General features: G+C 38.1%; 13 protein-coding genes and 1 pseudogene. 5 read left to right on the forward strand and 9 right to left on the reverse strand.

What is annotated here, in order from left to right; genetic code table 11:
• Nucleotides 1–19 precede the first annotated feature (19 nt).
• The 7 genes from AC1TO6_RS17160 to AC1TO6_RS17190 form a co-directional block, all read right to left on the reverse strand.
• A complete protein-coding gene (locus AC1TO6_RS17160) occupies nucleotides 20–901 on the reverse strand; it encodes a ThiF family adenylyltransferase (RefSeq protein ID WP_482102847.1) in 882 nt (293 codons plus the stop codon).
• Nucleotides 898–1,881, reverse strand: a complete 984-nt coding sequence (locus tag AC1TO6_RS17165) for a hypothetical protein (RefSeq protein ID WP_482102848.1) — start codon at nucleotides 1,879–1,881, stop codon at nucleotides 898–900. The genes AC1TO6_RS17160 and AC1TO6_RS17165 overlap by 4 nt, the downstream gene beginning before the upstream one ends.
• Nucleotides 1,882–1,935: 54 nt before the next feature.
• Nucleotides 1,936–2,649 (reverse strand): hypothetical protein, encoded by a 714-nt coding sequence (locus tag AC1TO6_RS17170; protein ID WP_482102849.1) that lies wholly within the window; start codon nucleotides 2,647–2,649, stop codon nucleotides 1,936–1,938.
• Nucleotides 2,633–3,175 (reverse strand): hypothetical protein, encoded by a 543-nt coding sequence (locus tag AC1TO6_RS17175; protein ID WP_482102850.1) that lies wholly within the window; start codon nucleotides 3,173–3,175, stop codon nucleotides 2,633–2,635. The genes AC1TO6_RS17170 and AC1TO6_RS17175 overlap by 17 nt, the downstream gene beginning before the upstream one ends.
• Before the next feature lie 12 nt (nucleotides 3,176–3,187).
• On the reverse strand, nucleotides 3,188–3,511 hold the full coding sequence (locus tag AC1TO6_RS17180) for a hypothetical protein (RefSeq protein ID WP_482102851.1): 324 nt from the start codon (nucleotides 3,509–3,511) through the stop codon (nucleotides 3,188–3,190).
• A 68-nt stretch (nucleotides 3,512–3,579) separates the two neighbouring features.
• A complete protein-coding gene (gene dnaN / locus AC1TO6_RS17185) occupies nucleotides 3,580–4,695 on the reverse strand; it encodes a DNA polymerase III subunit beta (protein WP_482102852.1) in 1,116 nt (371 codons plus the stop codon).
• Between the two features lie 122 nt (nucleotides 4,696–4,817).
• On the reverse strand, nucleotides 4,818–5,804 hold the full coding sequence (locus tag AC1TO6_RS17190) for a Rad52/Rad22 family DNA repair protein (RefSeq protein WP_482102853.1): 987 nt from the start codon (nucleotides 5,802–5,804) through the stop codon (nucleotides 4,818–4,820).
• Between the two features lie 410 nt (nucleotides 5,805–6,214).
• On the opposite strand from AC1TO6_RS17190, the gene AC1TO6_RS17195 reads away from it, so the two are divergent.
• The 3 genes from AC1TO6_RS17195 to AC1TO6_RS17205 all read left to right on the forward strand — a co-directional run bounded on the left by AC1TO6_RS17195 (nucleotide 6,215) and on the right by AC1TO6_RS17205 (nucleotide 9,563).
• On the forward strand, nucleotides 6,215–7,807 hold the full coding sequence (locus AC1TO6_RS17195; protein WP_482102854.1) for a hypothetical protein: 1,593 nt from the start codon (nucleotides 6,215–6,217) through the stop codon (nucleotides 7,805–7,807).
• A gap of 184 nt (nucleotides 7,808–7,991) precedes the next feature.
• Nucleotides 7,992–8,291, forward strand: a complete 300-nt coding sequence (locus tag AC1TO6_RS17200) for a DUF4258 domain-containing protein (RefSeq protein WP_482102855.1) — start codon at nucleotides 7,992–7,994, stop codon at nucleotides 8,289–8,291.
• A gap of 30 nt (nucleotides 8,292–8,321) precedes the next feature.
• Nucleotides 8,322–9,563: a toprim domain-containing protein gene (locus AC1TO6_RS17205; protein ID WP_482102856.1), complete on the forward strand. Its 1,242-nt coding sequence runs from the start codon at nucleotides 8,322–8,324 to the stop codon at nucleotides 9,561–9,563.
• Between the two features lie 604 nt (nucleotides 9,564–10,167).
• Here AC1TO6_RS17205 and AC1TO6_RS17210 read toward each other — a convergent pair.
• A complete protein-coding gene (locus AC1TO6_RS17210) occupies nucleotides 10,168–11,076 on the reverse strand; it encodes a ThiF family adenylyltransferase (protein WP_482102857.1) in 909 nt (302 codons plus the stop codon).
• A gap of 4 nt (nucleotides 11,077–11,080) precedes the next feature.
• Complete coding sequence (locus AC1TO6_RS17215) at nucleotides 11,081–11,890, reverse strand: class I SAM-dependent methyltransferase (RefSeq protein ID WP_482102858.1); 810 nt, start codon at nucleotides 11,888–11,890, stop codon at nucleotides 11,081–11,083.
• Nucleotides 11,891–12,476: 586 nt separating this feature from the next.
• On the opposite strand from AC1TO6_RS17215, the pseudogene AC1TO6_RS17220 reads away from it, so the two are divergent.
• A pseudogene (locus tag AC1TO6_RS17220) lies at nucleotides 12,477–13,466 on the forward strand (IS110 family RNA-guided transposase); the annotation flags it as partial.
• A gap of 464 nt (nucleotides 13,467–13,930) precedes the next feature.
• The gene (locus AC1TO6_RS17225) at nucleotides 13,931–14,119 is read left to right on the forward strand and encodes a hypothetical protein (RefSeq protein ID WP_482102859.1); all 189 of its coding nucleotides are present in this window, start codon (nucleotides 13,931–13,933) and stop codon (nucleotides 14,117–14,119) included.
• The last annotated feature ends 111 nt before the right edge of the window (nucleotides 14,120–14,230 follow it).

Raw genomic sequence — 14,230 nt, forward strand, 5'->3', positions numbered from 1 at the left:
AAGAAGAACAAACTCTGAATTAATCAAGAGTTTGTTCTTCTTTTTGTATTGGTGTACTTCGCATATAGCCTTCCTTAGTATGGAAAAATGTTATATGAGAAGAGATAGTATTTTCCTCAATAATTTGGGATAAAACATTCGAAATCGTCAACGCTGCAAACTTGTTTACGATTAACCGTTGTGGCTCACTTGCTGAAAGTTCAGTACAAGATAATTCACTAGGACGAATGCTATCTTCATCTGTTAAAATGTCTGGAAACACCTCTGCAACCGGCGCTTGTTTAAACTTATCTAGCTTCACGCCTGTCACGACTTGACCACTCCAACCGCTATCATTAAAGGCATCTAATTCAGCCTCTGTCCAGTCCTTCTTGGGGCGTTGTTGCCAATCATTTGGGACTGAGGTTGATTCGTTTCCTGCATCGATATATATACAAGGTTTAGTTTCCTCGAAAAACTCATGAAGTATTTTTCGAGTGTAGTTATTATCTACGCATCCTAAGATGATAGGTAAAAATATAGTACGACCGTAAGACATGTAAGACATATTAATATACTCGGTAGTGAACAAACTCTTCAACTGCTCAACGGATTCAATAAAAGAATCACTTGATGATGCAATATCAAGACCATAAGCTTCTGAATAGCGACTAGCTAAGACATCCGCTTTCTTTAATCCAACTTCCTCGTTTAAAAATAATTGATTTCCAAGGTTCTTTTCTTCGATTACATCTGGATCAACAATTACGTATGATGCATTCACTTTTGAAATCCCTAACATTTGCGCGATGTGCTGTACTAGATAGCCGCCTGTGCCACCTGTGCCAATCTGCACTATGAAGGGATACAATGTAGTTTGGCTGTAATTCGTTTTTGCCTTTTCAAATATATTGATGCTCATTTGCTGTACACCTCAATTGATTCAAAATCAAAAGCAGGTAATTTTTCAAATGGGCTTGTAAACAGAGTAGAAACATCTTTTTTAATATGTCCAACTTCCTCGGATATGAACTGTCTAAGGTAGACTTCCGGCAAGTAGTGATGGGTGTATCCAACAATCGCATAATGCATACCAGGAACCCTCTCAGACTTATTATCCTGATATGAGGGATGGGCCCGCATGGTGTGATGGGAATGAATCTCCAACACCTTAATGGCATCTTGGACGCGTTCTGCCATTGAAAGAGAATCCTCTGTCACTTCTGTCCAATAACGATGGATGTCTTGTTTCGGAATATCCAAGAAAAACTCATTGCGCTCCTTGACGTAATAGATATCACCGTGAACTTCTAAGTTTTGTTCCCCAAATAACTTCGCGAGTGATACAAATTCAGAGAGAACAGAAAAGGGGATTTTAGAAAGAAATGGAGAAGTGCTATCCGAAGATAACACGTTCCCACAACTTCCTTTCTTTTTCGCTTTCATCATTGGAACGATGATGTTCTTAGCTTTAAGAAAAATCATCTCAGTGTGACTTTTAACCAATTCAGGGAAGTCCTTCTCCATTCGTTTACGAAGCATTTCCGGTTCTAGGGGTGATCTTTCTGGTTCACTGTCTTTTTTCTTTACAAGAAGGCCTTCTGCAAGTTCTTCAGATGAAAAGTAAGCAGTGATTTCAAAAGATTCTCCGTAATACCGTATTGTTGTATCTTCATTGGGTGTAAATAATTCCTCGACCTTTTCAGTGTGATTTTTAGATTTATCACCACCTGCTGCTAAAACTTTTTTACGGAGTTCTTCAGCTTTTTCTTCGCGTTCTGCTTGCTCTGCTTTCATTTTGACTCGAAGTTCTTCTGCTTCTTGTTTTTTCTTTTCTGCATGCTCATCAACCAGATTGAACATAGAAAAGATATTTTGTTGCGAATCGTTGTTTGTAGTCATAGTAAATTCCTCCGAGTCATGCCTCCCAAATGGTGAGGGCTTATAGACTTCTTATTATTCGAATAAGTCCCCAAATACGCTAGTTGACGGTATTAGCCATTCATCATCAAATGGCTGGTCCTGAATGACCTCAATCAATTTACGGAAGCTCGCTATACCGTGTGCGGTACGGACGCCGTGATCTTCGTTAAACGGTGCGGAAACAAACCAACGGAACATTCGCTCTAACTCAACAAGGTTTTGAATGGTTAGGCGCTGATTCTGTCCCCAACAGACAATACCGTTCCCTTTCCCAACATTAGGGTACGGGAAGGTGTAGAGCTTTGTATTATCTGTGGTAGGTTGTCCGTCGTTCAAAGCAGCATAAATTCTGGTTTCATCAATTTTAAATTCGGTCTCACCTTGTTTAGATGAAACTAGAAATTGAATAATCATTCGTGGAAAACCGACGGTATATAGCAAATCTTCATCTCCATAACGGATTTCGAATTGCTTTTGAGGAATTTCCATTGTGACTCGCTGCATTGTTTGAGATTCATTTTTGGAATAGCGAATCGTCCCATATGGCAATGCAGGTGTGCTATTTTCTGTTTCACGCAAAGAGTCCGGTTCATAATGTATTTCCGGCTCATTTTTAAGGGCGGTCAAAAAGTTTTTCATGGTTAAATAGAAAGGTCCTTTCTTCGCACCACTTGTATAAACTTGATAAGCCGTAATAGGAAATTCCGGATTTATTGGGGTATCAGTAAACTCAAATTGCCATTTCATTTAGTTGTTCCTCCTTAGCGAGATGTTTTCGTCGGCTTTCTAATAGCGAAACCATAACTTCACACCAATCGGCTTCTCCGTAATCGGTGTCATACACGATGACAACCCCATCCTCAATTTGATAAGCTTCAGCACATGAACCTGTTTGATAAGACATGCCAACAGAACCCGTTATTGCATTCCTTAACGAAGAATCCAATATAACGGCAACTAGAAGACTATCCTCTGCCTTTTCAGAAGCATTCACTACCTGAAGCCAATGTTCTTTACATGCTAGATAGTTTTCGTCGTCATCATCGAAATTGTGAACGTTCGCATGATATATGATGACGTCTTTGAACAAAAACTCTGCAACCACCTCGAAATTAACTAAACTATCGTTGTCGCTGCCACTGTATTCGTTATAGGAAGATAACCTACAATCTGAAAATCGTGAAAGGTCAATCCCTTCATCATGAAGATACTTGAACATCAATAGATTGTTCAAATAACCCTGCATTGCGTATAAATACTCTATATGCATCATGTTTTCATCACCTCACAAAAAGCGAAAGGAAGACCGCACACGTTGTTTAGGTACGGTTTCCAATGCATGCATTTTATATTGGATGGAATTAACTCGGGAGTAGGGATGGTCAGGGTCTAATAAGACATATCCTTCTTCATCTTCCTCGGTTATGATGTCAAATAGAGAATCTCTCATTTGGATAATCTCGCTTATACTTAATCGGTCAAAATCAATATCGGCTATGCCCGATTTATTAACCAGTGCAGTAGATAATAAGACACTAGTTGTCCTATCCTCAATGATATCTTCTTTCACTTTTAACAGACTTGCGCTTATTTGATTAAATGCTGTCAATGTCTTCTTCCTCCTTAAACACAAAGAGAGCGTAGATTTGTACTATCAACGCTCTCTCGGTGTAATTATTATGATTGCCTAACAGGTAGTACTAACTGTATGGCAGTAGACGCGTCATCCGTAGATACAATTACAAAAGGCTTCATAGAACCGTTGAATCGAAGACGAACCGATGATTCATCCATACGTTTCAATGCATCCAAAACATACTGAGCGGAGAAGCCGATTGAAAACTCTTCTTCTCCGTCATATGATTCGAAAGCAAGTTCTTTCATTCCTTTTGTACCTGTTCCGGAAGCTTTTATTTCAACAAACATTCCACTAACTTTCAAATTGACAACACTATTCGTCGAGATTGCTTGTAGTAACTCCAATCCATCCACGAACTCTTTTCGATTCACTACCAAATTTGTTTCAAATTCGGAAGGTAGTAATCGTGACACATCTGGGTAATTACCTTCAAGCAGTAGGGAAATCAAAATTGTTTTTCCGTTTCCGCTTGCAAGTGCAATAGATTGATTATTAGGGAAGATCATTACATCTTGGGTCAAGTCGAACGATTTTATGGCTTGATCCAAAATGCTTGCCGGTACAGATAAGGCGAAATCTTCTTCCTCTTTATGACTACAATCCAATATGATTCTACTCAAACGATGACTGTCCGTTGAGACAATGACACTTTCATCTTTTTTAAATGACATATTAACAGCCATTAAGATGGGGCGTGTTTCGTTTTTGGACGCTGCAAACGTTGTACGTGAAACCATATCAGCAAAAGAGGGTCCTGAAATGACTATCGGGGATGAACTAGATTCAACCTCGACTTTTGGGTATTCTTCTGCATCCATAGTTGGAAACTCGAGTTGCGTTTTATTTTGAGATACCGTTAAGACAGCATCATTTACTTCGAATGTGATATTGCCCTTCAATTTCTTAGCAACATCAAACGTTTCTTTTGAAAAAACACTCCGACCTGGTGTGAAAACTTCATTACCATCCACTTTGTCTATCATTATTCGGTGAATGATACTCTCCGTTCCGTCGCTTGCCGTAAACATTAGACAATCCTCTTTTGCTTCGACTAAAACCCCAGCGAGTATCGGTATTGACGACCTTGCAGAAAGTAATCTTCCCATCTTTACAACGGCTTCATTTACCTCGACATTTGAAATGACAAAATTCATTTAGAAACTCTCCTCATATCACGCCACCCAAAAGGTGTGGTCTTACTGATTCAATTCATAAAAAAACACGTAAACAGGTTCACAGCAATAGATGCCATTAAACCGTTAACGTGTTTTGCCTCTCAACCGACTTGTGCATTTTTCAAATCATCACGAATCAGTTCTAGTGTTTGTGCACATTTTTCTTTCGTTAATATTAAAACTAAAGAAAACATGTTTTCTAAACTCTTTTTCAACACAATCTGCGCGTAGTACAACATTCTATCCTCATCTAAGCCCAACGCGCGACATGCTACTACATACTCTTTAACGGGAAGAAGGGCGAAATACAATTTCCCTAGATCCTCTGTCGTTGCTTGTGTGTAAGGAAGCGTTTTACCACTCGTACTTTTTAGTAGGTGTCCAACATATTCCTTTGGCACTTGCAAAAATTGTAGTAATTCAGTAACGAGTTCTACTGCATTTTTATGTTCTTCTTCCGGTGTCCTTTTTTGCTTTTGGACCGGCTGCCCCGATTGCTTGTTTGGTTGACTCGTTTGCTGTGGTGCAGTAGGTGCAGGCTTCTTCTGGTTTTGTGAAGTCGATTTCCCTGCTGGCAAAGCCCATGATGGAAGTTTTGGTGAATCAAAATATCCTTGGACATGCTCTTGTTGGCCATTCACTTTGAAATTACCGTACACGTTGTGTTCACCACGTTCTTTAAGGTCGACCCAAAATGGATTTAGTTCATAAAGGTAACGACCAATACCCCACTGGACACCCGCACGTTTGAGTGCATTGGAATGTCCTCCTTTTACGGAATTAATGTCTGAGACTTCTGCCGCATCGGTTCGTGTAATCCATTCATCAGCGATCTTTAGTGAAAGTCGACATTGAAAAGCTTCTACACCGGAAACCGAGATTGCGTCATAATGAGTTTGCCAATAGCTTCCGAATACTTCATCCAAACGATTCATGATCGTTCTAGATGTGATATAAGGGAGTACAAGCACTCGTTTTCCGTTATTTCCATTTGATGCTGATTGGACTCTCCATTCGATATGTTTAAGTTCAAATGGTAATTGTAATGCCTCCATCATTTTTTTACTTTCGACGATACAATCCGTCATAACTAACACCCTTTCCCACACTTTTTTACTCTCACTTTAAATTGGCGTGAAAACGCAAAAAAGCCCTTGGGCAGTTTGTTCGCATAGCAAAAAAAGTAAAGATTGCTATGAAACACAAACAGCCCAAAGGCTTCAAATAGTCGTCACCGCAGAATCGCACCATAAGGTGGATTTGCAAAAGAAATAAAAAGAAAGAATATATATATAGTATACAAGACTCGGTGAGAAATAGGTATATTAATCTTCTCAAAGTACGTTTTCATATGTTATAGTTTCGTTAGTCAACCAAACTACATATCCCTTAAAGCAAATACTGCTCATACCCTTTCAATATTGATTGAAAGGGTATGAGCTTATTTATTTTTTCAATTAATGAAGTCGCACTTATTGTGGAATGGAGGAATTACTTAATGGGTAATCATAAATGGTGTTATCTATATATCTATGAACTAAACCCGTTCGATATGGACTTTGAACAAGAATTAACCGATTTCTTGACTGTGGATGGGTATAAATTAATGATTATGAGGTCATTGAAGGATCTAAATGGATGGATGAAAAGACCAAATTACGCTTTGCCTTCATTGTTTATTACGAATATAACCAATACTGAAGATAATTTTAACCCAATAAATGAATTCCTATCTGATACTACAATTTATTGTATACATGATGAAGCTGTAAGTGATGAAGGCTCAGAAAATGGAAATGTCATAAAAGCATTCGGGTCAACTGAGGACGTTATGGCCTATTTAAACAACGATGATGAAATGGGTTCCTACTATTTGCAAGACCTACCGAACAGTTTTTTAGAGAGTGATTCAATTGAAAATCAAAATGTCGATGTCTTTGCTAACATGAAAATGCCAGCCTACAGTGACCCAAGTGAACCGATTCTTCCATTAACGGAAACTGAGGAGATAGACAAAGAATCACACAGGGGACTTCAAAACATAACTGAATTTAGGGATGCAGTCATCGATGAAATGGAAGTAGGCACCGGAACGCCGCCCTTGCCTGAAGATAAGGAATTCCCCCCTATAAAGCTACAAATAGAGAATAAAGGGGAGGGGGAGGCGAATGAAACAACGGAAGCTGCGGACAATACACAGGTGAATTATCAAGAAAACCCGTACTACATGCGCTCTCGTAATTTACAAAAGCAAATATTTAATCGGCAACAGTGGGAAGATAACAGGATGATTGGTATTTGGTCACCGCTTCATCGGATGGGTGTCACGTCTCTCACAATAAACTTTGCCTTCTTTTTAGCCCAAAATCGTGTGTATACGGCGGTCTTAGAAGGGTTAACCGGTCAACATGCTATGAAAGACTGGTTAAAGAGATACACGCCTGTACCGTCTAATTGGATAAGTTACGCTAAGGCTATCCAAACGGACGCCAATACAACGAATACAGAGTGGAAATACAGAAATGTCCTGTTCCTACCGTTAGAACAGAAAGATCCTCAATACGATTGGAATTCGTTATCGTTGGAATCCTACATGAGCACAACGAAAATTATTGATGTAACACTTGTTGATTTACCGACCGGAAAAATGGCCAGTTACACACAAGACTCTCTACACTATTTGGACGAACTTTGGATTGTAGTTGATGATGCCATTCAAGAAACCCTCGCTTGGAAAGCTTATATCCAACGCATAAAGGAACAAGTAGACATACCTATTCATCTGATTTTTAATAAGCACTATCCATTTTCACAAAACAAGAGAATTGGCAAAGAACTCGGTATTTCTATGCTTACATGCATTCCATCGTTGCATGAAGAAACCATGCAAAATTACTACGAAAATACACCCTTATATTTCAAAGAAATAGCACTAGAAAAGCTAGAGGATCCATTTATTGAGTTGGCCGACCATTTATTTGGTGGCAAGTTTACATTGAAAAAAGATGTAGATGTATCAAGCCAGCCCACATGGACGGAAAAAATGTTCAAACCATTTAAAGCTTTTATCAAACCGTTGAAGAGCAATTAGTTACATGCTACACTGTAGTTAATTCTTTTACTTTTATTTCTTTTGCAAATCCTTTCTTGGATTCTGCGGTGATGAACATTTTGCGGTCTTTGGACTCAGTGCGATTTGAACACATTTATTTGTGTGCAATGAACAACGAGTCTGAAGGCCGCTTTTTTATATTACTAAACAGGAGGCGGTACCAATGGAAATGAAACAAATCAAAAAAATTTTACTACAAGAGAAAATTCGAATCACATTACACGCGAAAAAAAGCATGGAAAAGAGAGGTTACACTAGTTCAGATATTATCTCCTGCATTTGGAATGGCGAACTAACTAAAACACAAATTTTCAACCAAAAGATGCGTGTAATTGTTGAGGGAAGAGATATGGATCGTTTACCGATTGTTTTAGTTGTAGGGAAAGATGATTTAAATCCAAAGCAGCTCGCAATCGTTTCCGTCTATCCACCAATCAATAAGAAATTTAAGCGAGTTATTTAAATAAGTTCTATGGGGAAAGGGTGTTGTTTGATGAACACAATGCGAAGAACAAAGTTAAGTGGGTGGTACGAATACTACCGTGTGACGTGTCCTGTATGTGGAAAAAAAGGCGGTTGTATGATTAATGAAAAAGGCGATGCAGTAGTATGTATTCGAACAGAGAGTAAAACAGTATTTTCACAACACTTCCAGTCCTGGTTACATCGACTTGACGAGAAGAAAAAGATAGATATCAATACATTAGGTGATGCGGTCAAAACAAACAAAAAAGTACCCTCCTCGATTCTTGATTCAGTCTATCGGACGCTGTTGCAATGCACAGATGTAAGTGAAACCCATCATCAGCATTTGAAGAATCCGGATAGAGGCATGACTGAAAATGAAATAGAAATTCGAGGGTATCGTTCGTTTCCAAAGAAACCTTGGCAGATTGTAAAGGACATTACGACACAAACAGGCTATCAAAAGTTTCCTGGGATTCCTGGATTCTATCGTAATGAACTGGGTTGGACCATTTCGGGAATGGAAGGCATCATGATTCCATATCGAAACCACTATAATGAAATTGTTGGTTTCCAAATCCGTGTGGATAATCCAAGAAACGATGTGGAAATCAATACGGGAAACATTGACCATTTAAGAGCTAGAGTTGTAAAACAACCGAATCTTGTTCAAGCTTTCATTGATGGAGAAATGATTTGGGAGAAAGCTATGGAAATTGGGCAAACTGAATCAGTTGAATCGGGTAAAGATTCAGGAACAGTGAAATTGGTAAAAGGTCAACGGTATTTTTGGTTATCCTCCGCCTCAAAAGAAGACGGAACGGGTGCCGGTGATCCATCTCCTGTGCATGTGGCAGTACCAACAAGGCAATTAAATTCATGGGATAGCAGCACGCTTCTTCAAGCTGACTCTGTTTGGCTAACGGAAGGCGCGCTTAAAGCGGATATTGCAGCCGAACATATCGAGAAGGTATATAGTTCGGATGAGCTCGTAGAAAACGGTTCAACGGTTCTAGCGATACCAGGTGTTAATACATGGCGGACAGCACTGCCGATACTTAAAGATATGGGCGTAAAGCATGTGAACATTGCGTTTGATATGGATGCTATGACGAATCCACATGTAGAATATTATCTCAAGGAACTTGCTGTCGAGTTGAAAAATAGTGGATATACAGCAAACTTAGCTATTTGGAATACAAACGACGGGATCGGAATTGATAATGTGTTCATTAAAAAACGCATTCCGCAGTTGAGAAAATTATTTTAACTAAATTGTAATTTGACAAAATGATAAGCTTTAGTGAAAGAAGAATTAATTAATTTTAAAGACTGAGACCATGTTTTAGTTATTCCATTAGAGGGCGCTTTCGGAGTAACGATCAAAGCCCAATTTCTCATTTTAATGCTGAGAAATTGGGCTTTTTTATATTTACTTATAGTGCAAGATAACGCTTAAAACAGATGCAAAATAACTCCTAAAATGACAGTTAATGTAAACGGACCACGAAAATTGGAGTTGGCATAGCAAATCAATTCAAGCAGTTTCTATAACTAACGGGGAGGTTAGTTTAAGAAGTAATGTTTCAAATATAGGGGGTTACCATTATGTTAATCACTAAGAACAATGGTTTTGGTTTTCTCGATTTTCTTGTAGTAAAAGAAGATGAATTATATGATTATCATCGATTAGCTGGTTCATATGCAGTAATAAAGTGTAGCGTTTATCGATGGAATAGTCAGAGTTATAATAAAAGCCCTACACGCTGTGGGGCTTATATTATAACTCTCTATCATGCCTCAAGTCTTCCGTTTCAAATTAGTCATTTCCTCCGTAACAAATGTATTTTGATAAGTGTTTTTACCAATATATTTCAAAGTATCACTTTTATAAACTTAGATTTCATTGACAAAATATCTAATTGCCATTGCTTGTTAATCAAATTTGATTCATAACCAGCGATATATTTTATAAATTCATTTATAACTACCCCTGAGATAATTGAATTTGTAAATCCTATCGAGGGCGGAACAAAATCCCTCACTACTCTATCCCTATAGTGTTTATTACTACTTTTGTATAAGTCTTTAAGGCTGTAGTTACAATTAGAATCTATTATTGGTCCAGCTACCAGAGTTGATTCCCAATAACCTAATACTATATGAGGAATTTTTTTTTCTTTAAGTTTGTCACCGATATGTTGTTGAATAGCCCCATCATCATTATCCGCAGTAATAAAAACGAAATCAGAATTGAAGTTATCTTGTTCTAAATAAGCTTTTGAACAAATCCTATGTGATTCAACTTCTGTATGCGGAGAGACATCATTAATTAATTTCTTAATTATATCCAGCTTATGTTTACCAACATCACCATTACTACACCAAAACATTCTTTGAAGATTGCTTTCCTCAATGATATCGGGATCAGTAATTATAAACTTTTTTATACCTAAAGGACACAATTCCAAAGCGATACGTGAACCTAACCCCCCGCATCCAGCAATTGTAACAGTTAAATTCCTTAAACGCTTTAGTACACTTACAGGCTCATCTGTAAATAATGACAAGTATGAAAGAGTTCTCGAGTCTTTATCTATATATTCCCCTTCTTCTTCATTTACCAATCCTAATGATTTTAATCTTTTCATTACGGCTTGGTTGTCATATATTGAATTTATGTCATTGGTAAATGGTATATTTACCCGATATCTATCAGTTAAACCTAATGTCATATCTCCGGTATCAACTTTGCAAATGGTTAGAAATGGTTTTAATCTCATAATGTTAATTCATCACATCCGTTAATAATTTACTTCCGCCCCATTTTCTGCAGGTAAACACAACTAGGTTTGTGTATTCTTCATTTTCTTTAAAAGTATTTAATGCATTTATTAAAAGGATCTTGTCTTGTTCTGAAATGGCATCTCCTCTTTTCTTTGTGTAAAACTCTACCAAATCAACTGTTCTACTCGTATCTTTTGCCCTATGAATAAAAGGCTTATATACCTGAAGTCCTTCAATACTAAACGTATTGACAGAATGTGTATTGTTCCAATACTGTAATGTGAATTTATTTAGGTCAAATCCTAATATGTTTTTTAGTTCGTTTCGTAGTGTTTCAGGAGGAAGATTATTATCTAAATAACAATATTCAAGTGATAAAAAAGTCCCTCCTGGTTTTAGGACCCTCTCAATTTCTTTTACTGCAACTTCTGGGTTATTAACAAAAGATAATGTCCCTCCTGATACTACTAAGTCAAAAGTTTCGTTTTTAAAAGACATCATTTCTGCATCATTGACCTCCACGCTAACATTATTTCCTAAAAAATCATCATCTTGTAATTCTTGTATAAAACGTCTTGATTGAGCTACCATCTGAGGGGATAAATCGATGCCAACCACTTTATTTTTTGAAAAGTATTCTGCTATACATGCTAAAGAAGCCCCTGTATTACTTCCTATCTCAAGAATCTCTGCATCATTATTTAACTTTGGAATTCCATTTAATGATTGTCTTAGTAGCGCCAATCCACCTGGTGAAGGATTTCCCTGTTTCAGTCTTGCTACAAAATCAATATAATTATCTTTATCCATTTTATCTCTCCTAAAATTCCCTAAATTACCCTCTTATAAATTATTGACGTTAGTACATAATTTATACTTCGAATAAGCATTATGATCAAAAATAGTGGAATATATAAATTTTACAAAAGCTTGTAATACTCCACCTCTTTTTATGCTGTCATTAAGGAAAATTTTTGATAGTAAAATATACATGTTGCTTGAGATAAGAAGGTTTTTTCCTTTATATAGTAAAGAAAGCACTTTTAAGCACCTGGTTGCCCTCATATTCTTTTATGATTTTATAAAATGTGTTTTTCTTAAATTCCATTTAATACATAATTCAACAGCTGTAGCAAGTTATTCTTTGAGGTTATTTTTTTAATGGATAATTATGTTAAAATTGATGTTTATCTTGTGAATAACTGTACTTCAACTTACGGGTGCTTTAGTCGAACAACAGGGGCTTCCTAGGAAGCTTTTTTTCTTATTGAACTAACGGGGCAGCATTCCTGTTTGAAGGATTTGCGCCAACTTGAAAGAAAAAGAGCCCTCTTGTATGATGCTGAGTGTCAACGTGGAAATTGACCCAACATCGGAGGACTACCCTATGAATTCTATCGTTGGGATTGAACCTACCGGCCACTATTGGATGAACCTTGCCTATTTCTTGGATTCCTATGGAATCCCGCTTGTAATGGTCAACCCATTACACGTCAAGCGGTCAAAGGAACTGGATGATAACTTACAGACAAAGAACGATAAGAAAGATGCAGTAGTCATTGCTCGCCTCATGAAGGACGGTCGTTTCAGCTATCCCCGCATCCTAAAGGATATTGAGGCTGAGTTGCGGATTGGCTCTACACTTCGTTCAAAGCTTACAGAGGATTTGTCGAGTATCAAGAACCGGATCATTCGCTGGCTTGATCGGTACTTTCCGGAGTTTACACAGGTCTATTCAACCTTCGGAAAGATGGCCATCGCTACTCTCGAGAAAACACCGTTGCCACAGGACATCGTAGGGAAAACGGCTGAAGAGTTAGTTTTTCTCTACCGACAGGTAGAGGGGATGAGGGCTCCGCAATTACCAAAAGCAAAACTTCTGGTTGATGTAGCCAACCAATCTATCGGGTTGACGGAAGGATCGCAGATGGCACGATTCGAAATCGCCACGCTCATCCGTCAGTACCGATTGTTAGAGGAAGAAATAGAAGAAGTAAATAGCCACTTAGCCGAGTTGGCTAGGTCTACAGAAGAGTACGTATACCTCTCTGCTGTTCCTGGCATAGGGGACGCCACAATCGTTGATTTACTCTCTGAAGTCGGTAGCTTTTCACATTATGAGGATCCACGCCAACTCATCAAACTAGCGGGATTAACATTGCGTGAAAATTCATCCGGCCAACAAAAGATCTCGAAACGGGGCCGGAAGAGATTAAGGAACGTTCTATTTAAAGTCATAGCTCCACTGACCAGGCACAACGAAGCGTTTAAACGGCTTCATGAATACTACACTACTCGCCAACAAAATCCCCTACGGGGAAAACAATCGATGGTCGTGCTCTACGGTAAATTACTGAAAGTGTTACATGGAATTTGTAAGAAGTAAGTTCATTTCGATGAGAGGCATATGATGACTGATCTACACTGTCTATCAGCGGTAGCGTAAGACATTCCAATCTATCAATCTATGACAAGAAGGATGACACGGAGAAGCCGGCACAGTACTAACACTAAGACCAAGAGTCCCTGGGGCAGCTTAGCAGGCCTCTGCCTTATGAATAGACCGAACGAAGGAATGTAAGCGCACTGACGCCAAGAGACATGGGAGGGTACGTCATCATAAGCATCGCAGAGATCCATTGTACATCGAATAATGGGTAAGAAAAGCTAATGATTTCCATTAGTTTTAGCGAAGCGTACTCTCATCTTGGTAATAAAATCAATATATTCAAGTCTTTGTTTATAAGTAATGTAAAAATAATTTTCCTCACTTCACGGAGAAGTGTAAACCGTTGATACTTCAATGTTTATAGAGGGAGGTTTGTTGAACAAATGACGAGGAGGTAACAAATGAAAATTGTGCTATTAGGAATAGCAGTTATACTTTTTGGTATCGCAATAATATCAGCATATAGTTCAACGGGATTTGGATATTTAAGTGGAACAAAAATAGGATCTTTATTAAACATGAAAAATAGTTCTTCTTCAACTAACGGGGGCTTCGGCTGCCTTTACAGGGCGGCTTTTCTTATTGAGTAATGGAGGTAACTACTTCCCCCCTCTGTTAGGCTAGTTGTCGTACAGTACTCTCCTGTTATACTTTAATAATAAGATGGAGGTCGTGCGACATGAGTAGTGAACAAAGGAAAA

The organism is Sporosarcina sp. Y352, from assembly GCF_056786535.1.

Excerpts from the sequence above, each read along its gene's own strand:
- AC1TO6_RS17160 (WP_482102847.1), bottom strand. The coding sequence starts at position 901 with ATGAGCATCAATATATTTGAAAAGGCAAAAACGAATTACAGCCAAACT.
- AC1TO6_RS17165 (WP_482102848.1), bottom strand. The coding sequence starts at position 1,881 with ATGACTACAAACAACGATTCGCAACAAAATATCTTTTCTATGTTCAAT.
- AC1TO6_RS17170 (WP_482102849.1), bottom strand. The coding sequence starts at position 2,649 with ATGAAATGGCAATTTGAGTTTACTGATACCCCAATAAATCCGGAATTT.
- AC1TO6_RS17175 (WP_482102850.1), bottom strand. The coding sequence starts at position 3,175 with ATGATGCATATAGAGTATTTATACGCAATGCAGGGTTATTTGAACAAT.
- dnaN (WP_482102852.1), bottom strand. The coding sequence starts at position 4,695 with ATGAATTTTGTCATTTCAAATGTCGAGGTAAATGAAGCCGTTGTAAAG.
- AC1TO6_RS17190 (WP_482102853.1), bottom strand. The coding sequence starts at position 5,804 with ATGACGGATTGTATCGTCGAAAGTAAAAAAATGATGGAGGCATTACAA.
- AC1TO6_RS17195 (WP_482102854.1), top strand. The coding sequence starts at position 6,215 with ATGGGTAATCATAAATGGTGTTATCTATATATCTATGAACTAAACCCG.
- AC1TO6_RS17200 (WP_482102855.1), top strand. The coding sequence starts at position 7,992 with ATGGAAATGAAACAAATCAAAAAAATTTTACTACAAGAGAAAATTCGA.
- AC1TO6_RS17205 (WP_482102856.1), top strand. The coding sequence starts at position 8,322 with ATGAACACAATGCGAAGAACAAAGTTAAGTGGGTGGTACGAATACTAC.
- AC1TO6_RS17210 (WP_482102857.1), bottom strand. The coding sequence starts at position 11,076 with ATGAGATTAAAACCATTTCTAACCATTTGCAAAGTTGATACCGGAGAT.
- AC1TO6_RS17215 (WP_482102858.1), bottom strand. The coding sequence starts at position 11,890 with ATGGATAAAGATAATTATATTGATTTTGTAGCAAGACTGAAACAGGGA.
- AC1TO6_RS17225 (WP_482102859.1), top strand. The coding sequence starts at position 13,931 with ATGAAAATTGTGCTATTAGGAATAGCAGTTATACTTTTTGGTATCGCA.